This window comes from Pseudomonas sp. LS1212, from assembly GCF_024741815.1.
GTDB lineage: Bacteria > Pseudomonadota > Gammaproteobacteria > Pseudomonadales > Pseudomonadaceae > Aquipseudomonas.
Window position 1 is genome coordinate 3,958,476 of sequence record NZ_CP102951.1, and the last position, 24,077, is coordinate 3,982,552.

Annotated in this window: 21 protein-coding genes and 1 tRNA gene; 10 read left to right on the forward strand and 12 right to left on the reverse strand. The window is 59.7% G+C overall.

The annotated features are described in order from the left end of the window. Positions 1–29: 29 nt before the first annotated feature. Both fadB and NVV94_RS18410 read right to left on the reverse strand, forming a co-directional pair. Positions 30–2,177: a fatty acid oxidation complex subunit alpha FadB gene (gene fadB, locus NVV94_RS18405; RefSeq protein WP_258443812.1), complete on the reverse strand. Its 2,148-nt coding sequence runs from the start codon at positions 2,175–2,177 to the stop codon at positions 30–32. Positions 2,178–3,571: 1,394 nt separating this feature from the next. Next, positions 3,572–4,012 carry a hypothetical protein gene (locus tag NVV94_RS18410; protein WP_258443813.1) on the reverse strand — a complete coding sequence of 147 codons (441 nt, stop codon included), beginning with the start codon at positions 4,010–4,012 and terminating at the stop codon, positions 3,572–3,574. Between the two features lie 110 nt (positions 4,013–4,122). Here NVV94_RS18410 and NVV94_RS18415 point away from each other — a divergent pair, with 110 nt between their 5' ends. After that, positions 4,123–4,575 carry a universal stress protein gene (locus tag NVV94_RS18415; RefSeq protein WP_258443815.1) on the forward strand — a complete coding sequence of 151 codons (453 nt, stop codon included), beginning with the start codon at positions 4,123–4,125 and terminating at the stop codon, positions 4,573–4,575. Positions 4,576–4,600: 25 nt separating this feature from the next. Here NVV94_RS18415 and NVV94_RS18420 read toward each other — a convergent pair whose 3' ends face one another. Further along, a complete protein-coding gene (locus NVV94_RS18420; protein ID WP_258443816.1) occupies positions 4,601–6,523 on the reverse strand; it encodes an ATP-binding cassette domain-containing protein in 1,923 nt (640 codons plus the stop codon). A 213-nt stretch (positions 6,524–6,736) separates the two neighbouring features. Here NVV94_RS18420 and NVV94_RS18425 point away from each other — a divergent pair, with 213 nt between their 5' ends. Beyond that, positions 6,737–8,665 (forward strand): transglycosylase SLT domain-containing protein, encoded by a 1,929-nt coding sequence (locus NVV94_RS18425; RefSeq protein ID WP_258443817.1) that lies wholly within the window; start codon positions 6,737–6,739, stop codon positions 8,663–8,665. A gap of 52 nt (positions 8,666–8,717) precedes the next feature. Here the strand turns inward: NVV94_RS18425 and NVV94_RS18430 are convergent, their stop codons facing one another. Both NVV94_RS18430 and NVV94_RS18435 read right to left on the reverse strand, forming a co-directional pair. Beyond that, positions 8,718–9,521, reverse strand: a complete 804-nt coding sequence (locus NVV94_RS18430; RefSeq protein WP_258443818.1) for an MOSC domain-containing protein — start codon at positions 9,519–9,521, stop codon at positions 8,718–8,720. A 72-nt stretch (positions 9,522–9,593) separates the two neighbouring features. Continuing rightward, the gene (locus NVV94_RS18435) at positions 9,594–10,529 is read right to left on the reverse strand and encodes a chemotaxis protein CheV (RefSeq protein ID WP_258443819.1); all 936 of its coding nucleotides are present in this window, start codon (positions 10,527–10,529) and stop codon (positions 9,594–9,596) included. Positions 10,530–11,083: 554 nt separating this feature from the next. Here NVV94_RS18435 and NVV94_RS18440 point away from each other — a divergent pair. The 5 genes from NVV94_RS18440 to NVV94_RS18460 all read left to right on the forward strand — a co-directional run bounded on the left by NVV94_RS18440 (position 11,084) and on the right by NVV94_RS18460 (position 16,709). Next, entirely contained in the window at positions 11,084–11,545 is a 462-nt protein-coding gene (locus tag NVV94_RS18440) for a hypothetical protein (protein WP_258443820.1), read from the forward strand. Positions 11,546–12,120: 575 nt separating this feature from the next. Beyond that, positions 12,121–13,011: a sensor histidine kinase gene (locus NVV94_RS18445; RefSeq protein ID WP_258443821.1), complete on the forward strand. Its 891-nt coding sequence runs from the start codon at positions 12,121–12,123 to the stop codon at positions 13,009–13,011. Next, a complete protein-coding gene (locus tag NVV94_RS18450) occupies positions 13,008–13,667 on the forward strand; it encodes a response regulator transcription factor (RefSeq protein ID WP_258443822.1) in 660 nt (219 codons plus the stop codon). Before NVV94_RS18445 ends, NVV94_RS18450 begins: the two co-directional genes overlap by 4 nt. Positions 13,668–13,857: 190 nt before the next feature. Beyond that, positions 13,858–15,312, forward strand: a complete 1,455-nt coding sequence (locus NVV94_RS18455) for a mannose-1-phosphate guanylyltransferase/mannose-6-phosphate isomerase (protein ID WP_258443823.1) — start codon at positions 13,858–13,860, stop codon at positions 15,310–15,312. 152 nt (positions 15,313–15,464) lie between these two features. Beyond that, a complete protein-coding gene (locus tag NVV94_RS18460) occupies positions 15,465–16,709 on the forward strand; it encodes a glycosyltransferase family 4 protein (protein ID WP_258443824.1) in 1,245 nt (414 codons plus the stop codon). Here NVV94_RS18460 and glp read toward each other — a convergent pair. Beyond that, the gene (gene glp / locus NVV94_RS18465) at positions 16,698–17,885 is read right to left on the reverse strand and encodes a gephyrin-like molybdotransferase Glp (RefSeq protein ID WP_258447747.1); all 1,188 of its coding nucleotides are present in this window, start codon (positions 17,883–17,885) and stop codon (positions 16,698–16,700) included. The two genes, NVV94_RS18460 and glp, sit on opposite strands and share 12 nt — an antisense overlap. Before the next feature lie 22 nt (positions 17,886–17,907). Then, positions 17,908–18,447, reverse strand: coding sequence for a molybdenum cofactor biosynthesis protein B (gene moaB, locus NVV94_RS18470; RefSeq protein ID WP_258443825.1), 540 nt, complete (start codon positions 18,445–18,447; stop codon positions 17,908–17,910). 244 nt (positions 18,448–18,691) lie between these two features. On the opposite strand from moaB, the gene NVV94_RS18475 reads away from it, so the two are divergent. The 3 genes from NVV94_RS18475 (at position 18,692) to NVV94_RS18485 (ending at position 19,651) form a co-directional block, all read left to right on the forward strand. Next, positions 18,692–18,913 (forward strand): YgdI/YgdR family lipoprotein, encoded by a 222-nt coding sequence (locus tag NVV94_RS18475; RefSeq protein ID WP_258443826.1) that lies wholly within the window; start codon positions 18,692–18,694, stop codon positions 18,911–18,913. A 93-nt stretch (positions 18,914–19,006) separates the two neighbouring features. Further along, positions 19,007–19,083: transfer RNA gene (locus tag NVV94_RS18480), tRNA-Pro, on the forward strand. A 184-nt stretch (positions 19,084–19,267) separates the two neighbouring features. After that, positions 19,268–19,651 (forward strand): glycine zipper domain-containing protein, encoded by a 384-nt coding sequence (locus NVV94_RS18485; protein WP_258443827.1) that lies wholly within the window; start codon positions 19,268–19,270, stop codon positions 19,649–19,651. Positions 19,652–19,732: 81 nt separating this feature from the next. Here NVV94_RS18485 and NVV94_RS18490 read toward each other — a convergent pair whose 3' ends face one another. From NVV94_RS18490 to NVV94_RS18510, 5 genes are all read right to left on the reverse strand, one after another. Next, positions 19,733–21,331, reverse strand: a complete 1,599-nt coding sequence (locus tag NVV94_RS18490) for a malate:quinone oxidoreductase (protein WP_258443828.1) — start codon at positions 21,329–21,331, stop codon at positions 19,733–19,735. Positions 21,332–21,769: 438 nt separating this feature from the next. After that, positions 21,770–22,654, reverse strand: a complete 885-nt coding sequence (locus tag NVV94_RS18495; protein WP_258443829.1) for a pseudouridine synthase — start codon at positions 22,652–22,654, stop codon at positions 21,770–21,772. Between the two features lie 56 nt (positions 22,655–22,710). After that, positions 22,711–23,022 (reverse strand): transcriptional regulator, encoded by a 312-nt coding sequence (locus NVV94_RS18500; RefSeq protein ID WP_258443830.1) that lies wholly within the window; start codon positions 23,020–23,022, stop codon positions 22,711–22,713. Between the two features lie 92 nt (positions 23,023–23,114). Beyond that, on the reverse strand, positions 23,115–23,579 hold the full coding sequence (locus NVV94_RS18505; protein WP_258443832.1) for a D-Ala-D-Ala carboxypeptidase family metallohydrolase: 465 nt from the start codon (positions 23,577–23,579) through the stop codon (positions 23,115–23,117). A 159-nt stretch (positions 23,580–23,738) separates the two neighbouring features. Then, positions 23,739–23,975 (reverse strand): glutaredoxin family protein, encoded by a 237-nt coding sequence (locus NVV94_RS18510; RefSeq protein WP_258443834.1) that lies wholly within the window; start codon positions 23,973–23,975, stop codon positions 23,739–23,741. Positions 23,976–24,077: the final 102 nt, after the last annotated feature.

The window sequence follows — 24,077 nt, forward strand, 5'->3', positions numbered from 1 at the left end:
AAATAAATTCTCGCTCAAGTGTTGGGCGCTTAACCGAAGAAGCTCTGGCCGTTCTTGGCCATTTCACGCAGCTTCGTGGTCGGGTAGTACAACGGGCCCAGATCGGCATACTGATCGGCCAGGGCAACGAATTGGGCAACACCGATCGAATCGATGTAGCGCAGAGCGCCGCCACGGAATGGAGGGAAACCAATACCGTAGACCAGACCCATGTCCGCTTCGGCCGCGGTCTCGACGATGCCGTCTTCCAGGCAACGCACGGTCTCCAGGCACAGCGGGATCATCATCCAGTTGAGGATGTCTTCGTCGGTCACTTCGCGCTGCTCGTGGACAATCGGCTTGAGCACTTCAAGTACCGATGCATCGGCAACTTTCTTCGGCTTGCCGCGCTTGTCCATTTCGTAGGCGTAGAAACCCTTGCCGTTCTTCTGGCCCAGGCGGTTGGCTTCGTAGAGCGCATCGACGGCCGAACGACGGTCGTCCTTCATGCGGTCCGGGAAGCCTTCGGCCATGACGTCACGACCGTGGTGGCCGGTGTCGATGCCGACCACGTCCATCAGGTAGGCAGGACCCATCGGCCAGCCGAACTTTTCCATGACCTTGTCGATGCGCACGAAGTCGACACCGGCGCTGACCAGCTTGGCGAAACCACCGAAGTACGGGAACAGTACGCGGTTGACCAAAAAGCCCGGGCAGTCGTTGACCACGATCGGGTTCTTGCCCATTTTCTTGGCGTAGGCAACGGTGGTTGCCACAGCGACTTCGCTGGACTTCTCACCGCGGATGACTTCGACCAGCGGCATCATGTGCACCGGGTTGAAGAAGTGCATGCCCACGAAGTTTTCCGGGCGCTTGAGGGCCTTGGCCAGCAAGTTGATGGAAATGGTCGAGGTGTTGGAGGCCAGGATCGTGTCCTCCTCGACCTGCCCTTCGACTTCAGCCAGTACCGCTTGCTTGACCTTTGGGTTCTCGACAACGGCTTCGACGATGATGTCGACATTGCCGAAATCGCCGTAGGACAGGGTCGGACGAATGGCGTTGAGGGCCTCGGCCATCTTCGCCGGGCTCAGACGACCTTTTTCAACGCGATTGCCGAGCAGTTTCGACGCTTCGTTCAGACCCAACTCAATGGCCTCTTCACGAATATCCTTCATCAGGATCGGCGTGCCCTTGACGGCGGACTGGTAGGCGATACCGCCACCCATGATGCCAGCACCCAGTACGGCGGCCTGCTTCACGTCCCTGGCGACTTCGTCATAGGCCTTGGCTTTGCGCTTGAGTTCCTGATCATTCAGGAACAGGCCGACCAGGCTTTGTGCAGCCGAGGTCTTGGCCATTTTGGCGAAACCGGCGGCTTCGATTTCCAGCGCCTTGTCCCGACCGAAGTTGGCGGCTTTCTGGATGGTCTTGATCGCTTCGACCGGCGCAGGATAGTTCGGACCGGCTTGACCGGCGACGAAGCCCTTGGCGGTTTCGAAGGCCATCATCTGCTCGACGGCATTGAGCTTGAGCTTGTCGAGCTTGGGCTGGCGCTTGGCCTTGTAATCGAACTCGCCGCTGATGGCGCGCTTGATCAGGTCCAGGGCGGCGGCCTGCAGCTTGTCGGCGGCAACCACGGCATCCACGGCGCCGACTTTCAGCGCGTCTTCGGCACGGTTTTCCTTACCGGCGGCAATCCATTCGATGGCGTTGTCGGCACCGATGATGCGCGGCAGGCGCACGGTACCGCCGAAGCCCGGGTATATACCCAGCTTGACTTCCGGCAGGCCGATTTTGGCGTCGGCAGCCATCACGCGGTAGTCCGCGGCCAGGCACATTTCCAGACCGCCACCCAGGGCGATGCCGTTGATGGCTGCGACGGTCGGTACTGCGAGATCTTCGAAATCGCTGAAAATCCGGTTGGCTTCCAGGTTGCCTGCAACCAGTTCGGCTTCCGGCAGCTTGAAGTTGTCGACAAACTCGGTGATATCCGCGCCGACGATGAAGACGTCCTTGCCACTGCTGACAATGACGCCCTTGATCGAGCTGTCGGCCTTGATGGTGTCTACGGCCTGACGCAGTTCGTTCAGGGTTAGACGGTTGAACTTGTTGACGGACTCACCCTTGAGGTCGAACTTCAGTTCGACGATGCCACTTTCAAGAGCCTTAACCGTGATGGCTTTACCTTCGTAAATCATCAACTGATCTCCACGATATGGAAGCTGAACAGTACACGCTGAACGCTGAGGCAAACCCGGGTTGGCTAAGTTGCCAATAACCCTGGGCCTGGCCGCCAGTCACACCCGCCAGCGCGATAGTCGGGATTCTGTAAGAGCATTCTGACGATACAAACGCTCAATTCATACGCCCGTTTGATTTGGGTACGCGTACATTCACGGAAAACCGGGCAATTGTCAAATGTCCTGAATCCCCATGAAATCGCGACTTTCCGGTCACTTCCATTGGTCACCCGGGCAAAAACAATTGCGCTTATCTCCAAACATTCATGGAAGCCATAGCCAACACGGCCTACAGCCAGACGCTAGCGCTCAACACGCCGTTCATGACAAAAGAGGGAGCGATTTACAGCAATACCGAGCATATGAGCTTAGCCCGACTACACTGTGCACGCAGAAGCGAAATGCGATTAATTTTTGTCGAAGAATTACCGGCCTGCCTGGCCAACCCGGCCCGATGCTGACTATCGGGCTTTTTATTGCCTGCGATTTTCCTCTCTGAGCGCGACACAGAGCGTCGCCAGATGCATTCCCACGCGGAGCGTCACTAGTGTCCGGTTAAAAATCCAGGGGGTGCTTTTTACCCCTTGCGCTGCCTGGGTTTGAGCCATGATCGGCTCGGTGCGACTTGGTTTTGTGGGCAGATCCAGCTGTTGTAGCGACCTTATTGGCCCCTTCCGCCCTTACGGCGGGTTACTTTTGTTGGGGCAAAAGTAACCAAAACCCCTGGTCCCTGCATACGGCCCTGCGCTGCGCTCCGGGTTCCCTCCTTCCGTCATTGCTCCCGTGGGGACGCGCCGACGGGCCGTCCCTGGCCCTTCGGCGCTTGCTCGGCTTCCTGCCTCGCACCCCACTCCGCAACGACTCCACTCGGCCTCCTGAAGGGACGATCTGTGTCGTCTGCAATTGCGCGCATTGAAAAGCAAGGGCAAAAGCGAAAAACGAAAACGGCTTTTGCTTTTGATTCCGCGATGGTCCAGCCACCGCCGAACGTCCCTTCAGGAGGCTGAACGCAGGCGTTGCGGAGCTGGGTGCGAGGCAGGAGCCGAGCAAGCACCGAAGGGCCAGGGACGGCCCGTCGGTGCGCCCCGGCGGGAGCAATGCCGGAGTGAAGGGACCCGAAGCGCAGCGTAGGGCCGGATGCAGGGACAGGGGTTTTGGTTACTTTTGCCCAGTCAAAAGTGACCCGCCGTAAGGGCGGAACGGGCCAGCAAGGCCGCTACAGCAACTGGATATGCTCACCCCTTCACGAGCCCATAATCCTCATTCCCAGCCTCCCCGTTTTTTACCGGACACTAGTGACGCAGAGCGCGGGAACGAGGATCGGCAACCGGGTGTGAGGTTCGGTGTCGCTCTTATGCGAGCGCCTTCAGCACTGCCGCAATATCCTGCAAAATAGCCGCCTCGCCACTTTCACCCCAATACAGGGCAATCAACTGCGGGCCTGCCTCGACCTTGTAGACATTGGCCGGCAGTGTGGCGAAATGCTCCATCAGCGCGGGATCGTCGCAAGGTTCACGCCACTGGTTGAGCCAGACTCCAGGTGTGGTCTGCCAATAGCACCAAGTGGCTGTCTGCCCTTGCCTGCGCGGACGGTGGTATTGAGCACAAGGGTTGGGCGGCTCCTTGGGCAACCAATGCGGCCACTCCTGAGGCGCCAGTTGCATCGCCAGGCCAATGCGCCGGGCCCCCATGCGCAGGGCCATGCGCCCGCTCTGGCTGCGCGAAGGGCGCAACCAGACCATGGGGCTCAAAATCAGCGCAAGGATTGACACAACTACTATCCAGACCGTCATATGTGTTATCCCTATAAAGCTTTTGAAAAGAGTGGGTTAGCGTTCTATTGGCCCACTCAGCCTGAAACCGACCATACTTAATACAATCGCAATCGTTCAGGAGAGCCCTCATGCCCTACCAACACATCCTGGTCGCCGTCGACCTGACCGAAGAATGCGATCCGGTGATCCACCGTGCCCGCGAGATTTCAACAGGCAGTGGGGCCAAGCTTTCGATGGTGCACATCGTCGAGCCGATGGCCATGGCGTTCGGTGGCGATGTGCCGATGGACTTGTCGCAACTGCAGCAACAACAGTTCGATCAGGCCAAGGAGCGCCTGGAGCGCCTGATCCTGAAGTACCCTGAACTGTCCAAGGACAATTCCCACCTGACCTATGGCCAGCCGCGCCAGGAAATCCATGACCTGGCCACCAAGCAGGAATGCGACCTGATCGTCGTCGGCAGCCATGGCCGCCACGGCCTGGCCTTGCTGCTGGGGTCGACTGCCAATGACGTGCTGCATGGCGCGCCTTGCGACGTGCTTGCCGTTCGACTGATGAAAAAATCAAACCCAAAGGCCTGACCAGAACGGTCAGGCCTCGTTTTACTCAGGCGTCCAGTTCGGCCCAGCGCTCGACCAGCGTGTCGAGCTCGACCTGCAACTGCTCCAGTTTCGCCAATACCGCAGTAGTCTCGTCGATTGGGCGCTGATAGAAGCCTGCGTCCGAGATTTCGGCCTGCACACCCGCCATTTGCTGCTCCAGCGCGTCGATCTGGCCTGGCAACGCTTCCAGCTCACGCTGCAACTTGTAGCTGAGTTTTTTCTTTGCCGCAGGTGCTGCTTCAACCGCTGCCGCCGGTACCGCAGCAGGTGCAGTCACCACGGCGCTGTTGAGCTCGGCCTTGCCCGACTTGTTTTCGCTCACGCCGAGCAGTTTCGGTGAACCACCCTGGCGCAGCCAGTCCTGATAACCCCCCACGTATTCGCGAACCTTGCCTTCGCCCTCGAAAACCAGCGTACTGGTCACCACGTTATCGAGGAATGCCCGGTCGTGGCTGACCATCAATACAGTGCCCTGGAAGGTCAGCAAGACCTCTTCCAGCAGTTCGAGGGTTTCCACGTCCAGGTCGTTGGTCGGTTCGTCGAGCACCAGCAGGTTGGCCGGTTTGCTGAACAGCTTGGCCAGCAACAGGCGTGCACGCTCACCGCCCGACAACGCCTTGACCGGCGTGCGCGCACGCTGCGGGCTGAACAGGAAGTCGCCGAGATAGCTCAGGACATGGCGGTTCTGACCATCGATCTCAATGAAATCGCGACCTTCGGCCACGTTATCGATCACGGTCTTTTCCAGGTCCAGCTGATGGCGCAACTGGTCGAAGTAGGCCACATCGATGCGCGTACCCTCCTCGACCTTGCCGCTGGTAGGTTGCAAGCCGCTGAGCATCAGCTTCAACAAGGTGGTCTTGCCGGTACCGTTGGCACCGAGCAGGCCGATACGGTCGCCGCGCTGCAGGACCATGGAAAAGTCCTTGATCAGGAACGGGCCACCCGGGTGGGCGAAGCTGACGTTCTCGAGAACCATCACCTGCTTGCCGGACTTGTCGGCGGTATCGAGCTGAATATTGGCCTTGCCGGTACGCTCGCGACGCTCGCTACGCTCGACGCGCAATGCCTTCAAGGCACGCACGCGGCCTTCGTTACGGGTACGCCGAGCCTTGATGCCCTGGCGGATCCAGACTTCTTCCTGGGCCAGGCGCTTGTCGAACAACGCGTTGGCCGTTTCTTCTGCGGCCAGGGCAGCTTCCTTGTGCACCAGAAAGCTGGCGTAGTCGCCGTTCCAGTCGATCAGGCCGCCGCGATCCAGTTCGAGAATCCGCGTTGCCAGGTTCTGCAGGAAGGAACGGTCGTGGGTAATGAACAGCACGGCCCCCTGGAAGGTGCTCAGGGCTTCTTCCAGCCAGGCGATCGCGCCGATATCCAGGTGGTTGGTCGGTTCGTCGAGCAGCAGCAGGTCCGGCTCGGAAACCAGTGCCTGAGCCAGCAGGACGCGACGGCGCCAGCCACCGGACAATTCGGCAAGCGTCTTGTCGGCCGGCAACTGCAGGCGGCTCAGCGTACTGTCCACCAGTGTTTGCAAGCGCCAGCCGTCACGGGCCTCGAGGTCGTGCTGGACGTGCATCAGCTTGTCCAGGTCGGCTTCGGTGACGATGTTCTGGCTCAGGTGGTGATACTGCGCGAGCAACTCACCTACACCGTCCAGGCCCTGGGCAACGACGTCGAAAACCGTCCGCTCGTCGGCTACCGGCAATTCTTGCGGCAATTCGCCAATCTTGAGCCCTGGCGCACGCCAGACCGACCCGTCATCGGGCTTCTGGTCGCCCTTGACCAGCTTCATCATGCTGGATTTGCCAGTGCCGTTGCGGCCGATAATGCACACCCGCTCACCACGGGCGATCTGCCAGGACACCTTGTCCAACAACGGCATCGCGCCGAAAGCAAGGGACACATCGCTGAATTTGAGCAGGGTCATGATCTTCTCCAAAAACCGGGCGCGCATTCTACCTGACTTGGGCCACCTTCACAGTAAATGAAGCGTGGCACCCGGCCGTTCGGCGCCTTGCCCACCACTTAACATCTCGATACAAGCACAATGCTTTCACCGGCCCCGGCCTAAAGGCTAAGCTAGGCAATAGTTGTGCTGGCACAGCCATCACTTGTAACGATTTATTTTCCCGGAAGTCCCATGCGCGGTCGCCTGCTCAGCCTTTTATCCTGCCTGCTCCTCTCTGCCTCGGCCGTCTCGACCGTCCAGGCCGCCGACCTGGCCCAGCAACGCCAGTACTATGATGAAGCCAAGCGCGCGCTGGCCAAGGGCGACTCCGGCCCCTATTTCCGCTATAGCCAGGCGCTGCGCGATTATCCGCTCGAGCCCTACCTGGCCTACGACGAACTGACCGCCCGGCTGAAAACCGCGAGCAACACCGAGATTGAAACGTTTCTCGCCGAGCATGGCGACCTGCCCCAGGCAAACTGGATGAAGCTGCGCTGGCTGCGCTGGCTGGCCGAACGGGGCGAATGGCAACCCTTCGTCAAATATTACGACCCCAGGCTCAACTTCACCGAGCTGGACTGCTTGTATGGCCAGTACCAGCTCAGCCATGGCCAGCGCGCCGAAGGCTACGCCACCACCGAGAAGCTCTGGCTGGTCGGCAAGTCGCAACCCGCTGCCTGTGATGCCTTGTTCGACCGCTGGGCCGCTGAAGGCCAACTGACTGAACAGAAGCGCTGGCAACGCGCCAAGCTGGCGGCCCAGGCGCGTAACTATGGCCTGGCCAACAAGCTGGTCGACAACATGACCACCCTCGCTCCACAGGGCAAATTGCTGATCGATGTGGCGCAAAAGCCCACGCTGCTCAACCAGCCATCGCGCTTTGTGCCGGCCGGCGAAGCCATGTCCGACGTGGTCAGCCTCGGCCTGCGTCGCCTGGCCCGGCAGGATCCGGACCGGGCCATGGCCATGCTCGACGACTATGCCAATCGCATGCATTTCTCCCGCGACGAGAAAGTCGCCATCGCCCGTGAAATCGGCCTGACCCTGGCGCGTAGTTACGACAGCCGGGCGCTGGACCTGATGACCCGCTACGACCCTGAGCTGCGCGACAACACCGTGACCGAATGGCGCTTGCGCCTGTTGTTGCGCCTGGGCCGCTGGGAAGATGCCTACCAGCTGACCCAGCGCCTGCCCCAGGACCTGGCCACTACCAGCCGCTGGCGTTACTGGCAGGCCCGTAGCCTGGAACTGGCGCAACCGCGTAATCCGCAAGTCCCTCAGCTGTACAAGGCCGTGGCGCGGGAACGGGACTTCTATGGCTTCCTGGCCGCAGACCGCGCACAGACACCCTACCAGCTGAACAACAAGCCGCTGGTACTCAGCCAGCAGACCATCAACAAGGTACGCAATACCCCGGGCGTGCGTCGCGCACTGGAGTTCCACGCGCGGGGTGAAATCGTCGATGCTCGTCGCGAGTGGTATCACGTCAGCCGCCACTTCAGCCGTGACGAGATGGTTGCCCAGGCCAAGCTGGCTTACGACATGCGCTGGTACTTCCCGGCCATCCGGACCATCAGCCAGGCGAAGTACTGGGACGACCTGGACATTCGCTTCCCGATGGCCCATCGCGACACCCTGGTGCGTGAAGCCAAGCTTCGCGGGCTGCATTCGAGCTGGGTCTTCGCCATTACCCGCCAGGAAAGCGCCTTCATGGCCGATGCCCGCTCCAGCGTCGGCGCCACTGGCTTGATGCAGCTGATGCCGGCAACCGCCCGGGAAACCGCGCGCAAGTTCAGCATTCCGCTGGCCTCGCAGCAGCAAGTGCTGGACCCGGACAAGAACATCCAGCTGGGCGCCGCCTACCTGAGCCAGGTTCATAGCCAGTTCAATGGCAACCGGGTGCTGGCGTCGGCGGCTTATAACGCCGGCCCTGGCCGCGTTCGCCAATGGCTGAGGGGCGCCAATCACCTGAGCTTCGATGTCTGGGTCGAATCCATTCCGTTCGACGAAACGCGCCAGTATGTGCAGAACGTTCTGTCGTACTCGGTGATCTACGGGCAGAAGCTCAACTCACCGCAACCACTGGTCGACTGGCACGAACGCTACTTCGACGATCAGTGATACCTGCCTGGCAAGTGTGCCCTCCCCCGCACACTTGCCATGACACGCCCACTTACTCCAGCACGACGACCGGCATACCCACTTCCAGCACGCCATTGCTGTCGTTGACCAGATTCTGCCCGAACATCACATCCCCTTCCTTTTGCCGGTAGGTCTTGAGCGTCGTCAGGGGTTCGCGGTCTTCGCTGCGCTCGCCGGTCTGCGGGTCGATCGTGGTCAGGATGCAACGGGTGCAGGGCTTGATGACTCGAAACTCAACGTCGCCGATGCGAATGCGTTTCCAGCCATCCTCGGCAAATGCCTCACTGCCCTCGATCACCAGGTTCGGCCGAAACCTGAGCATTTCCTGGGGCCGCCCGATTCGCGCCGACAAATCGTCGAGTGACGCCTGCCCGATCAACAGCAAGGGAAAACCATCGGCAAACGCGACGCGGTCCTGTATTTCACCGTAGCCCGATTGCAGCATGCGCGCCCGCTCCTGCGGGACTTGCACCAGACGCGTGGGCTTGCCGATAAAATCGCTCAGCCACCTGGCGGCCTCGTCACCCGCATCAGGGACACGCAGCGTATCGCGCCAGATGGTGACGCCGCGCAGCTCAGCGCCGGCGCCCGGCAGCGGTACATCGAGCGACGACTGCCCCTCTGCGCTCAGGGTCAAGCCGCCTTCGGCATTCCACAGTGCCGTAAGCTGGCTCATGTGCGGCAGGGCACGCTGAGTCAGGAAGCGACCACTGCTCTCTTCAACCAACATCCAGCGTCGATCCCCGACAAGCCCGAGCAAGTCCAGTGACGACCGCTGCAAAAGCTCGGCCCGAGCAGATTTGAGGGGGTATCGATAGAGTGCGCTGAGACGCATGGCGGCCTGTTCCCGGGTAGGTAAAGAGCAACCTTATACAAAGTGGCGGGACGCTGGACAAGCGGTTATTCCCTAAGCCATCACCTCATCAAGCATCAGACGCTGGCGTACCACATCGACCAGTTTGTCAGGCTGGAATTTGGACAAGAAGTTATCGCAACCGACTTTCCTCACCATCGAATCGTTGAAACTGCCTGACAGTGAGGTGTGCAATACCACGTAAAGTCCACGCAAACGCGGGTCGTTGCGGATCTCGGTGGTCAGGCGATAGCCATCCATCTCGGGCATTTCGGCATCGGTGAACACCATGAGCAACTTCTCGGTGATGTTCTCACCGGCATCGGCCCAGCCCTTGAGCATCCGCAATGCCTTGAGACCGTCACTGGCGACGTGCATCTTCACACCGAGCTGGGACAAGGTCTCGCGCAATTGGGCCAGGGCTACCGTGGAGTCGTCTACCAGCAGCACTTCTCGGCCACGGGCACGCGACAGGATCGGATCATCGAGCTTGTCCCTGGAAACCTTGGCGCTGTAAGGCACGATCTCGGCGAGCACCTTTTCCACGTCAATGATCTCGACCAACTGCTCGTCAACCTTGCTGATGGCCGTCAGGTAGTGCTGGCGGCCAGCGCTCGTCGGAGGCGGCATGATCGATTCCCAGTTCATGTTGACGATGCGATCGACACCGCCCACAAGGAAGGCCTGCACCGACCGGTTGTACTCGGTCACGATAATCGTGCTGCCCGGCCCCGGTTCCAGCGGGCGCATGCCGATGGCCTGGGACAAGTCGATCACCGGCAACGTCTGCCCTCGCAAGTTGACCACCCCGCAAACAAAGGCGTGACGCTGCGGCATCAACGTCAGTTTCGGCATCTGCAAGACTTCTTGCACCTTGAAGACGTTGATCGCGAAGAGCTGACGCCCCGCCAGGCGGAACATGAGAATCTCCAGGCGATTCTCACCCACCAGCTGCGTTCTTTGATCTACCGTGTCGAGAATGCCAGCCATGAAAGACTCCCGGGACTGTGTTCAGAATGAGTACATGGAGACGTTATCGGCTGAGTATCCGGGAGCTTGAACCTGGGCAAAAATGCCTTCAATACAATTGATGTCATTTTGGCATCATGCTTTACTGGGCACATCTTTTCAGTTACATCTGTTCTTCACTCGCATTGGATCCAAAGCCCCCCCCTCAGGGAAACCCTTAGTGGTCATCAGGTACAACCTGATGTTCGCGATATCCAATAGCCATTAATGTGACGCCATTCTCGTTGCATGAATGGAGTCAGGCTTTTGTTTGCGATCGCGGGGTTGTGGCCGAACCGCATTACGATTTTCTGTGCGCGCTCTATCGAGCCAAAGGGCGAGATCATTTCCGCTCTTCTTTGCGTGTGCCCGATCGCAATCCAACGCATCGAGAGCCTTGCCCGGAGCGCCAACTTGCTGGTTACCCTCAAGCAATCAGAATTGGCCTACAGACATAAATCAAAGCGCAGCGTTAACTTAATGCGGCCTGGTAGCGATCACACTCCACGGATCGCACAATGTTCTGGAGCTTTGGCATGCTGACTGACAAACCGGTTCCGCCCCCCGTTCATGAGTTCATGATCGACGCGCAAATCATGCTGACCCAATCACAGGAATGCCTGCATCACCTGGAATTGATCGGCAACGACCGTGATGCCAGCAACTGCATGGTCAACGCCCTGGGCACGCTGGCCGAGCGGGCCGAGGCAAGGTCGCTGACCAACATTTCCGGATTCTGCCAGCAAATCAATTTCCTGCTGAACCTGGCGCAACCGCACGACCGCTTGCACGGCGATGCCCTTCAGGCATTGAGTAACTGCCTGACTTTACTGGCTTGGCAACTGGAGCTTATCGATCACCGGACCGGCCAACTGAGCCTGGACGAAAGCGAGCAACTCAGCCTGATCGACGAGTTCGCCAGCGCACTGGGGGTCAACGACCTGCGACTGACAAGCAACCCTCCACCCACGTTCGCCGAAGAAAACATCAACGCCTGATCCTGGGCCAAGCATCTCCTGGGAAACTCGCTCCGCCTTGCGCAACCCCTGCATTTCTGCCAAAAAACAAAGCATTTCGGACAACTAAGCAGATGCACCATCCTACTCCCTGCTTATTTTCACAGGGACTGTCGTCGGCATTAAGCAGCAACTTATGAAATAGCCCGAAGTTTTGTACATCGCTGGCAAGCGATTCTCTACGATCACCACACCACACCACACCACACCACTCAAGTTTGTTTGCTAAACCATTGATGCCATCCTGCTAATAATTGCGCAAGCTGGAACAATCGTCCCACTCACGAAAACTGACCGGTTGGACATCTATCAAGTCACGCGACCAAATGTTTTCGAGGTGTTACCATATTCCACCTTTACCGAGTGCGCTGGCGTGGGCGACATTCCAGAAGGAGCCTATAGTGCTTCGACGTTAGTGCAGGTTCTATTCAAGCGGCTCAAGCCTGACAATCCTGATAATGTTGTTAACGGCATTCGCCAATCAACATCCTTGCCCATCATGCCTTACAGACGCCTCTAAGGTTTTCAAAAGCGAATATTCATTGGCGCCACTCTCTATGTATGCCAGCTTCAAGACCCGCAAACTTTGGCCTCTTGGCAGACCTCATGTACGCTGGCTGGTCGCAATGCTTTGCATCGCGGCGACACTGGGTAATTTGTTGCTCTATTTCAGTGCATCAGCAATGCCTTCAAGTCTGCTCGTCCTGAACCTTGCAGCGATGCTCGGTCTCGGTTGGCAATACCGTCAGTCAAGAAGTTCGATTGAGTTGCGCCCGCAAGAGCTTGCCGATCGTCTGCTGCAGGTCCAGGAGAACGAACGCCATCGCCTGAGCCGTGAACTGCATGACGACATTGGCCAATTGTTGACTGTCGCCAAACTCCAGGCCGATTGGCTGCAGCGTCGCGTGCCCGCGGTGCTCCAGGAGCACTGTGCAAGCTTGAGCGGCACGCTGGATGAAACCCTGGCCAATGTGCGCGATGTCTCTGCGGTGCTCAACCCTCGCCAACTGGCCAGTCTGGGCCTGGAGGCCAGCTTGCGCGCTCACTTGCTGCGCACGCTCGATAAGGCGCCGGTGCACTGGAGCCTGGAGTGCCATCAGCGCCTGGCTGGCATTCCCGAAGAAATGGCTGTCGCCGCCTTTCGCATTACGCAGGAGGCTGTCACCAATATGTTGCGCCATGCCCAGGCCAAAAACCTGCTGGTGCGCTTGCAGCGCCAACAGGAAGGGCTGTTGCTGTTTATCTCCGACGATGGCCTGGGCTTCGCCCCAGCTCCCCATCCTGGCCGGGAGGGGCAGCGCGGCATGGCCGGGATGCTCGAGCGCGCCGATTTGCTGGGCGGCACGTTGTCGGTCAAAAGCCTGCCCGGAAAGGGTACGCAAATCGAAGCACTCTTCCCCTGGGCACCGCGTTCCCTTGAACGAGCCAACATCAGTAGAAATCCATGACCTGCAATTTACTTCTGGTGGATGATCACTCGTTGATCCGGGCCGGCGTGCGCGCCCTTGTCGCAGACATTCCCGGCTACGCCGTCATTGGCGAAGCCAGCGATGGCGCGCAGCTGCTCGAACTGGTCCAGCGCATCGACCCGGACATCATCTTGCTGGACATCTCCATGCGCACGACCGGCGGCCTGGAAGCACTGCAACGCTTGCAGGCCGTGCGCCCGCGCAGCAAGGTGCTGATCCTGTCGATGCACACTGACCCGCAACTGATCATGCAAGCGCTTGAACTGGGTGCCCACGGCTACCTGCTCAAGGACACCACCGCCACCGAGCTCGAGCAAGCCCTCTGCGCCTTGCGCAACAACGAGCGCTACCTGAGCCCGGCCATTGCCCATACGGTCATCAACCAGGCACTGACACACGCACAGACGAGCAAGCCGGCACTGACCGACCATCACAACCTGACTGCGCGCCAACTGGAAATCCTGCGGCTGATCGTGCGGGGCAAGTCGACCCGGGAAATCGCCCACGGCCTGGGCCTGAGCATCAAGACCGTGGAAACCCACCGCTCGCAAATCATGAAGCGACTGCAGATCTACGATGTTGCGGGCCTGGTACTGTTCGCGGTCAGGGAGCGAATCATCAGTCTTGACGATTAGGGCGATTGGCCAACAGCGGTGAGTCCTGGGGCAGGTGCATGGACAACAGCCCTTCGCAAACAGCCCAACTTTCATGACACTTATGCAAAGCCCTCGCTCTAGTTCGCTTCACGGTTATCGGTTAGACTGCCCCTCCTCGCGCACGACACCCGTTGAAATCCATTTCCCCGATCCCGTCAGGCTTATCTCGATGAGTGTACTCATTCCCTGCATCATTGCCGGTGGGGCCGGCACCCGGCTCTGGCCAGTCTCGCGCGAAGCGATGCCCAAACCTTTCATGCGCCTGCCCGATGGCGAAAGCCTGCTGCAGAAAACTTTTGCCCGCGCCTGCGGGCTCAAGGATGTGGGACGGGTATTGACGGTAACCAACCGCGACCTACTCTTCCGAACCCTGGATGACTATCGCCCGCTCAACGAAACAGGCGTGGCCCTGGACTTTATCCTCGAGCCCTTCGGTCGCAACACTGCACCGGCGATTGCCGCAGCGGCGTTGCATGGGGCACGGATGTATGGCGAAGACGCCTTGCTACTGGTGATGCCGGCCGATCACCTGATCCAGGACCTCGATGCGTTTGCCCAGGCAGTCGCCAGCGCTCGGCAATTGGCCGATCAAGGCTGGCTGGTGACCTTCGGGTTGAAGCCCGACACAGCGCAAACCGGTTTTGGCTATATCGAAAAGGGCGCAGTGCTTGGCAATGGCGGCCATCAGGTTGCGCGCTTCGTCGAAAAGCCCGATGCAGCGACTGCCCAGGCCTATCTCGACGGTGGCTTGCACCTGTGGAATGCCGGCATGTTCTGCATGCGCGTCGACAGTATTGTGCACGCGCTGCAAACCCACAGCCCGGAGGTCATCGCTGCCGTCCAGAACTGCCTGGAACACAGCCACAGCAAGGCTGACAAACAGGAATTGCAACTGGAACTCGACAGCAATAGCTTTGCCCTGGCGCCGGACATTTCCATCGACTATGCCGTGATGGAGCGCTCGCAGAACGTCGCGGTGATTCCCTGCCAACTGGGTTGGAGCGATATCGGCTCCTGGCAGGCAGTACGCGAACTGAGCCCGGCCGACAGCCAGGGCAATCAATGCAGTGGCGAAACCGTTCTGCGCAATGTCACCAATTGCTATATCGACTCCCCCCAACGCCTGGTCGGCGGCATCGGCCTGGACGACCTGATCATCATCGATACCCCGGATGCACTGCTGATTGCCGACGCCAGGCGCAGCCAGGAGGTCAAGCTGATCGCCCAGCAGCTCAAGCGCCAGGGCCATGATGCTTATCGACTGCATCGCAGCGTAACCCGCCCCTGGGGCACCTATACAGTGCTCGAGGAGGGCCAAGGCTTCAAGATCAAGCGCATCACGGTCCGGCCTGAAGGCTCGTTGTCGCTGCAGATGCACCATCATCGCAGCGAACACTGGATCGTGGTCAGTGGCATGGCACGGGTTACCAATGGCGATGAAGCGTTTCTGCTCCACGCCAACGAATCAACCTTCATCAAGCCAGGCCGGGCACACCGCCTGAGCAACCCCGGCGTCATCGATCTGATCATGATCGAGGTGCAGAGCGGCGAATATCTGGGCGAGGACGATATCGTACGCTTTACTGATATCTATGGACGTGCTCCGAATCCCGCCAACACCTGATACCCCTTGCCTGTCGGTCACGGTCGAAGTACGGCTGCAGGGAAACCACTGAGTCTTCGTTGTTTCACCCCGTGTAAACAAAGGAACGATTGAGCGGTTTTCCACTCAAAACAAGCATACCGTCACTGCCTGGTGAACAAGGGATCTCAGTCATGCGCATACTGTGGACACTGCCCTATCTGCCTTGGCCTACCACCAGTGGCGGCAGGACCCGACAATTTCATCTATTGCGTGCCATGGCCGAGCGAGGCCACCGCATCACCTTGCTGGTCCAGTCGCGGTCCGACCTCACCGAACAAGCCCGACAAGCGCTGGAACCCTGGCTCGAACGGTTGATCGTGCTACCCAGGCGCGCACTCAAAAACCCGCTGACACTGCTGGCGCTGACCAACCCGGCCTACCCCACCCTGACGGTCGTCAATGGCCTTGCCCCGCGCTTGCGCCACGAGTTCGAACGTTTGCTGGAAGAGGACTGGGATGTCATCCAGATTGAACACAGCTACAGCTTTCAACCCTTTGAGCGCGCGCTGCAAGCTTCCAGGCGGCCTTTTGTACTGATCGAGCACAACATCGAGTCGGCAATGGGCATATGCGCAGAGCTGCTGCCGCTGTGGGTGCGGCCCTTCACCGCATTCGATCGCTGGCGTTATCGGCGCTGGGAGACACGGGTCTATGCCCAGGCCACCGAAGTGGTGGCCGTCAGTCAACGCGATGCCGACTATATCAGCAGCATGATCGAACGCCCCGTTCAGGTGGTCGTCAATGGCGTCGATTGCGCCCACTATGAGCAAATCAGCCCTGCCCTGCATAGCCAGCGGCTCTTGTTCGTCGGCAACTTCGAGTACGGCCCCAACGTTGACGCGATCGAATGGGCGCTGGAAGAAATCCTGCCGCAAGTGTGGATGAGCAACCCGGCCGTGCGCTTTGCCATCTGTGGCCACGCCTTGCCGTCGAGCTGGAAGCTGCGCTGGAGCGATCCACGGATCGAATGGCAGGACTTTTGCCAGGACTTGCGAGACCTGCAGCGCCATTCGGCGATCTTTTTCGCGCCGCTGCGCTATGGCGGCGGCTCCAAGGTCAAAGTGCTGGAGGCCATGGCCGCCGGGCTACCGGTAGTGACCACCAGCCAGGGCGTTTCCGGGCTTGACGTGGAGAACGGCCAGCACTACCTGGGCAGTGATGACCCGGCGGACCTGGCGTTGATCATCAGCCAATTGCTCTCTCAACCCCTGCGATTCAAGCAATTGTCGGAAGCGGCCCGCACCTTTGTCTGCCAGGAGCACGACTGGAGCGTGGCCGCCAACCAGTTGGAGAGCGTTTACGCACAGCTGCTGGCTACCTCACGCAATAGCCCTGCCCCCCAACAGCCAGAAATCTTCGGCCGCTCAGCCAAGTAGCTCACTGAACGGGATGAAGTTCACCGGATCCCCTTCGGCCAGGGTCCGACCTTCGAGCACTTCGACCAGGCCATCGGCCCAGGCCGCGCTGCGCAGCACGCCGGAGCTCTGGTTGGGGTAGATCACCGCTCGCCCCTGCTCCAGGCGACCACGCAGGTACTCGCGACGATTGCCAGGCTTGGTCCAACTGAAGGCAGCCGGTACGGCAAACTGCAGGGGGGCCACGTCGGCGACGCCCAGACGACGCAGCAGATAAGGCCTGGTCAACAGCGCGAAGGTCACCAGGGTTGAAGCCGGGTTGCCTGGCAAGCCAATGACTGGAACCCCACGAAAATGCCCGAATGTCAGCGGCTTTCCAGGCTTGATGGCGAGCTTCCAGAGCGACAGATCACCCTCCTCGCGCAAGGCAACCCCAAGAAAGTCCGCTTCGCCGACCGAAACCCCGCCCGTAGACAGAATCAGGTCCACATCCTTGAGCTCGCCCAGCCGTTGCCGGGTCTTTTCCAGATCATCCGGCAGGATCCCGGCATCGACCACCTCGCACTCCAGGCGCGCCAACCAGCTGCACAACACCCGGCGGTTGCTGTTGTAGATCTGCCCAGGCCCCAGCGCCAGCCCGGGTTCGACCAGCTCATCGCCGGTAGACAGCACTGCCACCCGCGGCCTGCGCAGCACCGTCAACTCGGCGCAGCCCAATGATGCCGCCAGGCCCAGTTCGATCGGCCCCAGCACCATGCCGGCCGCCAATACCTGCTCGCCGGCCCGGGTTTCCTGACCCTGCGCCCGAATGTTCTGCCCGACGCGCAGGCTTTGGCGAAAGCTCACGCGCTGATCGGCCTGGACTTCGACGTTCTCCTGCATCTCGACGCAGTCGGCACCCGCCGGCAAGGGGGCACCGGTAAAGATTCTGGCGCAGGTCCCGGACTGCATTGGCGCAGGGGCTTGACCGGCAAAGATCCGCTGGCTGACGACCAGCGGTTCGCCCGTCCAGTCCGCCAGGCGCAGGGCATAGCCGTCCATGGCACTGTTGGGCCAGGGCGGCAGATCAAGGGTCGATACCAACGCATCGGCCAGCACCCGGCCATCGGCGTCGGCCAGCTTCACGACTTCTCGCTCAAGAATCGGCGAGGCCTCGGCCAGCGCGATCAAGCGCGCCAGGGCCTCTTCCACCGGCATCAGCGGCCGCGCCGCCCCCAACTCAGCCACGACTTTCGCAGGGCGCAACCTGCTTGAGGTGAATGACGAAGTTGCATGGACGATGCCGGGCATCCAATTGCTCGGCAAGGATCCCGTCCCAGCCGGTACGACAGGCATTGGTCGAGCCCGGCAGGCAACATACCAACGTGCCATTGGCAAGGCCGGCCAGTGCACGCGATTGCACGGTCGAGGTGCCGATATCGGCCACCGAGATCTGCCGGAACAATTCACCAAAGCCATCGACCTGTTTGTCGAGCAGACAGGCGACCGCTTCCGGCGTGCTGTCGCGCCCGGTAAAACCGGTGCCGCCGGTAATCAGCACCACCTGCACCAAATCGTCGGCGATCCAGGTGGCGACCTGCGCACGGATCTTGTACAGGTCGTCCTTGAGCAAGACGCGTGCGGCCAGGTTGTGGCCGGCAGCGGTCAAGCGATCGACGAAGACCTGGCCCGAAGTATCGGTTTCCAGCGTGCGGGTATCGCTGACTGTCAGAACGGCAATATTGAGCGGCGCAAAAGGTACTTCAGCCTTGGCTTTCATGGGGCCTTGTCCAATGAATGAGGGGATGGGCGGTGTTATATCACAGGCAGGCACTGGCTCGCGCCTGCCCTTGGCATGGGCTCTGCAAGGCTGCTTTAACAGGTCATATCGAAGCCCCCAGCCTTTTCACACGTGCAGTATTTGGCCGCTATTCTTGATTCTCAGGACAGCGAAAAAGGAACTTGCAGACGTCGTTTACGTCTCAAGCACAGTACTAACAGCACAACCTTATCGGAGACACATAATGACTCAACGGACCCTTCCCGCATTCATGCTTGCATTAGGCCTGGCCACCCTCGCCGGTTGCTCTACGCCTACTGTGATCACCCTGAATGACGGGCGTGAAATCCAGGCGGTCGACACCCCCCGGTATGATGATGAGTCGGGGTTCTACCAGTTCGAACAACTGGACGGCAAGCAGACCCGCATCAACAAGGACCAAGTCCGCACGGTTAAAGAGCTGTAATACTGGCCCGGCAAGGCCGCAGTCAGAGACTGCGGCCCAGGTGGATTCAGGCTCTTGTCGTTGCTGAATTTTTGAGTAATATTTTCAGCATGTCGGAGTGTAGCGCAGGCAGGTAGCGCGTCTCGTTCGGGACGAGAAGGTCGCAGGTTCGAATCCTGTCTCTCCGACCAAATCGCATGGTTCCAGGCTACGTTCGGCAGCCGCGGAACCCCCTGGAAAGCCCGCTTTGTGCGGGCTTGCGCGTGATCGGCCATCGCCCCCTGTCGCCCGTCGTCGGACCAACGCTTTAACGTTTGCCCACTTTCTTCTGCGCAATCACAATGCGCGGTCAAATTTTTTCTGAGGTTCAGTAACATGCGTAAAACACTTGCCACCCTGGCGCTTGGCTTTCTCTTCACCCAAGGCGCAATGGCCGGCGATGGCACCACTGCAATCGGCGGTGGCCTGGGCGGCGTCCTGGGTAATGTTATCGGCCAGCAAGTCGGTGGCAGCACGGGCGCGGCGATCGGTGCTGGTGTCGGTGGTGCAGCCGGCAGCGCGGTAGCTGCGAAAAAAGGCAACAAGACCAAGGCAGCCATCGGTGGCGGCCTCGGCTCGGCAGGCGGCTCCCTGATCGGTGGCAAACTCGGCGGCAAAACCGGCTCGACTATCGGCGCCGGCCTTGGCGGCGCAGCAGGCGGCGCGCTGGGCAACAACCTGGCCGACGACAGCCGTCACGGCAAGCACAAGCACAGGTAAACCGCGACGCACCGAACACCAGCCACAAGAAAGCCCGCATCAAGCGGGCTTTCCTGTTTCAAGCTGATGACCGCAGTCTGCTTACAGCGCCGGCTCGGCAGCAGGCGCTTGAACAACTTCCGGGTCTACATGGACGAAGTTCAACTGCAGACGCTCGCTGCTCCAGGCGCGAATCCTGTTGGTCAGCTCAAGGTCGTTGTTGAGCTTCTGACCGTACGACGGCACGATTTCCTTCAGCTTGGCCCGCCATTCTGGCGTCTTGACGCGCTCCGGGAAGGTACGCTCAAGCACGGTCAGCATGATCGGTGCGGCAGTCGATGCACCTGGCGAGGCGCCCAGCAAGGCTGCGATGGTGCCATCCTTGGAACTGACCACTTCGGTACCGAACTGCAGGACACCGCCATGCTCGGCATCCTTCTTGATGACCTGCACACGCTGGCCGGCCTGCAGCAGCGACCAGTCTTCGGACTTGGCCTCGGGGAAGTATTCACGCAGCGAATCCATGCGGTCTTCCTGGCTCAGCATCAGCTGGCCCATCAAGTAGGTGCTCAACGACAGGTTGTCGAGGCCTGCGTGGGTCATCGGCATGATGTTGTGGGTGGTCAAGGCGTCGAACATGTCCAGCATCGAGCCGTACTTGAGGAACTTGGTCGAGAAGGTCGCGAATGGGCCGAACAGCAGCACTTCCTGGCCGTCGATCACACGGGTGTCCAGGTGCGGCACGGACATCGGCGGCGCGCCTACCGACGCCTTGCCGTATAGCTTGGCCTTGTGCTGGGCAACGATCTGCGGATTACGGGTGACGAGGAACTGACCACCGACCGGGAAGCCGGCGTAACCTTCAGCTTCAGGAATGCCTGACTTCTGCAGCAGCTTGAGCGCACCGCCACCGGCGCCGATGAACACAAACCTGGCTTTGACGCTGGTTTCCACGCCCTTGTTGGCAAGGTCGGCGACCACGACGGTCCAGGTGTTGTCGGCATTGCGCACGATATCACGCACTTCATGCCGCACATGCAGCTTGACGTTCTGGTTGCGGGTCAGCGACGCGATCAACTGGCGGGTGATTTCACCGAAGTTGACGTCGGTGCCGATCGATATGCGGGTGGCAGCGACTTTTTGATCGGCTGGACGCCCTTCCATCACCAGCGGCACCCACTTGCGGATCTGTTGGTGGTCTTCGGAGTATTCCATGCCACGGAACAGCGAACTGTGCTGCAGTGCCGCATGGCGCTTCTTGAGGAAGGCAACGTTCTCGTCACCCCACACGAAACTCATGTGCGGTACGTTATTGATGAAGGACTTGGGATTGCTCAGCACGTTCTGCTGAACCTGGTAGGCCCAGAACTGCTTGGAGATCTCGAAGCTCTCGTTGATGGCCACGGCCTTGCTGATGTCGATACTGCCATCGGCGGCTTCAGTGGTGTAGTTGAGCTCACAGAATGCCGAATGACCGGTACCCGCGTTGTTCCAGGCGTTGGAGCTCTCTTCGGCAACCTTGTCCAGGCGCTCGTAGATATCGATCGACCAGCCCGGCTCCAGCTCATTGAGATAGGTCCCAAGGCTTGCGCTCATGATGCCGCCGCCGATCAGCAGCACGTCCACGGTCTTCTCGGGCTCGCTGTGCCTGGAGCAGCCGATGACGCTCAGGCACAGGAGCATCAGCAGGATTTTTTTCATAAGTCAGTCCAATTGAAGTGAAAGGTTGGCAATGACTGATCGTCTCGAGGTGCACGCCCGATTTTGTTGTTGCTCGCGCAATGCCTTCTCCGGCGCAGTCCAATAGAGGCTGGCCTGGATCTACCTGGTAACAGGTTAGCTGGCTGGCGGCTGAGGGTATCGATGATTCGAGGCAGTCATACCGTGCTTTTGCCCTGGGCTCCTTTGCGGAACGCATCGCGGGAACCAGCCCGTCGAAGCAACGCCTCCTTGTCCGGGAGGCTGTTGGCCTGGCATAAGCGCTGAATTGCGGGAAGGACGATTGCAAAGTGCGTGCCGCTTTCTACTCAGGCCCTGAGAACCATGGTGGCGGACGTTCGATGCGTTTTACCGGCAGCGGCCATTGGCGGAAAGCCGCCAATAATCGGGTATCTACCCGCAGATGTGGCGGATTTCCCCCTACCACTCCAGCGTCAGGCGGCTTTCGAAATAACGTTCCTGGCCGGTCAGCGGGTCCTTGAAACGCAGGCTTTGCGCCAACAGTTTCAGTGGCTTGCTGTAATCATCTTCGGCCTGTCTGACTTCAGGATAGAAAGGATCGTTGCAGATACTCGCGCCCAGCGCCGTCATGTGCACTCGCAACTGATGGGTCTTGCCCGTGATCGGATACAGTGCATAGCGCCACAGCTCCCCGTGTTTTTGCAGCACCTCGGCACGGGTTTCGCTGTTGCTGGTGCCGGGCACCTCGTGCATGCGGAAGAAGGGTTCGCCGTTGACCATGCGGCTCTTGTGCACCAGCGGGAAATCCAGCTCGGGCAAGGCTCGGGCGATGGCTTCATAGCGCTTGTCGATCTGCCGATTCGGGAACAGCGACTGGTAGGCCGAACGGCTCTGCGGGTTGGCCGAGAACAACACCAGCCCGGCGGTGTGGCGATCGATGCGGTGCAGGGGCACCAGATGAGGGTTGTCGAGGCGTCGGATCAGGCGGCGCAGCAAGGTCTGCTCGACGTATTCGCCCGTGGGCGTTACCGGTAGAAAATGGGGTTTGTCCGCCACCACCAGGTGCTCGTCGATGTGCAGAATATGTTCCTGGACAGGAATTGGCTTTTCGTTCGGCACTTCGCGAAAGTAATGAATGCGCAAGCCTTGCTTGTACGCCAGCTCGACCGTTATCGGTGCACCCTGGGCATCCAGTACGCGACCACGAGCGATCCGGTCGAGCCATTGGTCGCGGCTGATCGCCTTGAAATGCTCGCACAGGCAATCGAGGACCGTTGCCCAGCCCCCCGCAGGCAAGCAAACGGTACTGGCTTGATGCTGAGCCGGATCGAAGGGCATGGACATGGAAACACTCTAAAGGCAGGTAATGCCGTCATTATCACGTGTTGGATGCGCCCAGCCTAGCCCGCCTGGGCTGCTGCCGCGTCGGTGAACTCCTTGAGCCAGCGCAATACATCCACGGCTTCCCAGCGCGTCGGGTCATAGAGTGCGTAAAGCAATCCCTGATAACCGACGACATCCAGCGGGCGGTGATAGCCTGCGCGTTGAAACAGTGCTTCGATCTCGGCAAAGCACGTATTGAAATGCAGCTTGTTGAAGGGTGTTTTCCCTTCCGTTACCAGACCGTCGAGGCGCAACTCCAGCACGGCCTCCTGGACCACATCGACAGACATGCGATTAACGCTGTATTTCAATTGATCGACATTGACCACTGTCCTGCCCCCTCACTGGTGCGTTGAAGCATCCTGTAGAAAATACTGTATCTTTATACAGCATAAGGGGCAGGACTTTTTTCAGTCAATGATCAGACGACAGAAGGACCTCGATCAGAAGCAAAAAGGATCAGGCCCGATCGATAACCCGTGCCCTTGCGAATCGTCAGGATCTCCCGACGAGGATCTGCAACTGTCAGCCCGACATGGACCCATGAATCGAATTCGAGAATGAGTTGGTCGAACACGAGGTCGGATTCAGCGATCAGCGACGCCAGACGATAGGGTGCGAGCCCCGGGACATTGATATCCGCCGCCAGGCCGCTCATGTGTGCGCTGCGCTCGGAACCACCGATCGCCTTGTTGAGTTCGGGTGAACGGTAGCCACTGCTGACCACGACCGGACGCTTGGCAAGTGCCCGGACTTTCTCGAGGAATTCGGCCAGGCGCTTGAGGTTACTCATCACCGCCGCATCCGGTGTGTTATCGATCCCCCGCCGCGAAGCCGTCTCGGAAACGGTCAGTTCTCCCAATGTGAAGTAGGGTGTCAAATTCATGTTCGCCTCTCCTTGGCGCAATTCAAATGAAGGGGACCGGCAAACGTTTGCATGGCAACGCCGGCCCACGGCCATTCTCCATCGATGGGCAATGGCCTGCACTTTCAGATATGAATCAGCATATGACCCGGCTGGAATCCGGCTGCCAGGGTAAGGGGCTCAGCGCAGGAAGGAGACAACCTGCTCGGCATCGAACGGCCAGTTCAATTCGGCTCCGGTATCGATACGCCGCAAGACCGGAATGTGCAGAGAGTAGGCCTCGTGCAAACTGTCGTTCTCCGCAATATCAACCAGTTCAACTCGCAGGCCGTGCTCGACCAGGGGCATCAACACCGCCTCCGCCACTTCACACAGATGGCATCCGAGCGTGCCGAACAATTGACATTCAGGGGGCATGGGCAGCTTCCTGCAATATTTTCGAGGGACCGATAGTTTAGGTCCAACCCTGGGCAGCGTCGAGCCCGGGCGCGTGCCGTGCTTGCGTGTTCAGTACAGGCA

Coding starts and splice junctions, on each gene's coding strand:
- fadB (WP_258443812.1), bottom strand. CDS start 2,177: ATGATTTACGAAGGTAAAGCCATCACGGTTAAGGCTCTTGAAAGTGGC.
- NVV94_RS18410 (WP_258443813.1), bottom strand. CDS start 4,012: ATGACGGTCTGGATAGTAGTTGTGTCAATCCTTGCGCTGATTTTGAGC.
- NVV94_RS18415 (WP_258443815.1), top strand. CDS start 4,123: ATGCCCTACCAACACATCCTGGTCGCCGTCGACCTGACCGAAGAATGC.
- NVV94_RS18420 (WP_258443816.1), bottom strand. CDS start 6,523: ATGACCCTGCTCAAATTCAGCGATGTGTCCCTTGCTTTCGGCGCGATG.
- NVV94_RS18425 (WP_258443817.1), top strand. CDS start 6,737: ATGCGCGGTCGCCTGCTCAGCCTTTTATCCTGCCTGCTCCTCTCTGCC.
- NVV94_RS18430 (WP_258443818.1), bottom strand. CDS start 9,521: ATGCGTCTCAGCGCACTCTATCGATACCCCCTCAAATCTGCTCGGGCC.
- NVV94_RS18435 (WP_258443819.1), bottom strand. CDS start 10,529: ATGGCTGGCATTCTCGACACGGTAGATCAAAGAACGCAGCTGGTGGGT.
- NVV94_RS18440 (WP_258443820.1), top strand. CDS start 11,084: ATGCTGACTGACAAACCGGTTCCGCCCCCCGTTCATGAGTTCATGATC.
- NVV94_RS18445 (WP_258443821.1), top strand. CDS start 12,121: ATGTATGCCAGCTTCAAGACCCGCAAACTTTGGCCTCTTGGCAGACCT.
- NVV94_RS18450 (WP_258443822.1), top strand. CDS start 13,008: ATGACCTGCAATTTACTTCTGGTGGATGATCACTCGTTGATCCGGGCC.
- NVV94_RS18455 (WP_258443823.1), top strand. CDS start 13,858: ATGAGTGTACTCATTCCCTGCATCATTGCCGGTGGGGCCGGCACCCGG.
- NVV94_RS18460 (WP_258443824.1), top strand. CDS start 15,465: ATGCGCATACTGTGGACACTGCCCTATCTGCCTTGGCCTACCACCAGT.
- glp (WP_258447747.1), bottom strand. CDS start 17,885: ATGCCGGTGGAAGAGGCCCTGGCGCGCTTGATCGCGCTGGCCGAGGCC.
- moaB (WP_258443825.1), bottom strand. CDS start 18,447: ATGAAAGCCAAGGCTGAAGTACCTTTTGCGCCGCTCAATATTGCCGTT.
- NVV94_RS18475 (WP_258443826.1), top strand. CDS start 18,692: ATGACTCAACGGACCCTTCCCGCATTCATGCTTGCATTAGGCCTGGCC.
- NVV94_RS18485 (WP_258443827.1), top strand. CDS start 19,268: ATGCGTAAAACACTTGCCACCCTGGCGCTTGGCTTTCTCTTCACCCAA.
- NVV94_RS18490 (WP_258443828.1), bottom strand. CDS start 21,331: ATGAAAAAAATCCTGCTGATGCTCCTGTGCCTGAGCGTCATCGGCTGC.
- NVV94_RS18495 (WP_258443829.1), bottom strand. CDS start 22,654: ATGTCCATGCCCTTCGATCCGGCTCAGCATCAAGCCAGTACCGTTTGC.
- NVV94_RS18505 (WP_258443832.1), bottom strand. CDS start 23,579: ATGAATTTGACACCCTACTTCACATTGGGAGAACTGACCGTTTCCGAG.
- NVV94_RS18510 (WP_258443834.1), bottom strand. CDS start 23,975: ATGCCCCCTGAATGTCAATTGTTCGGCACGCTCGGATGCCATCTGTGT.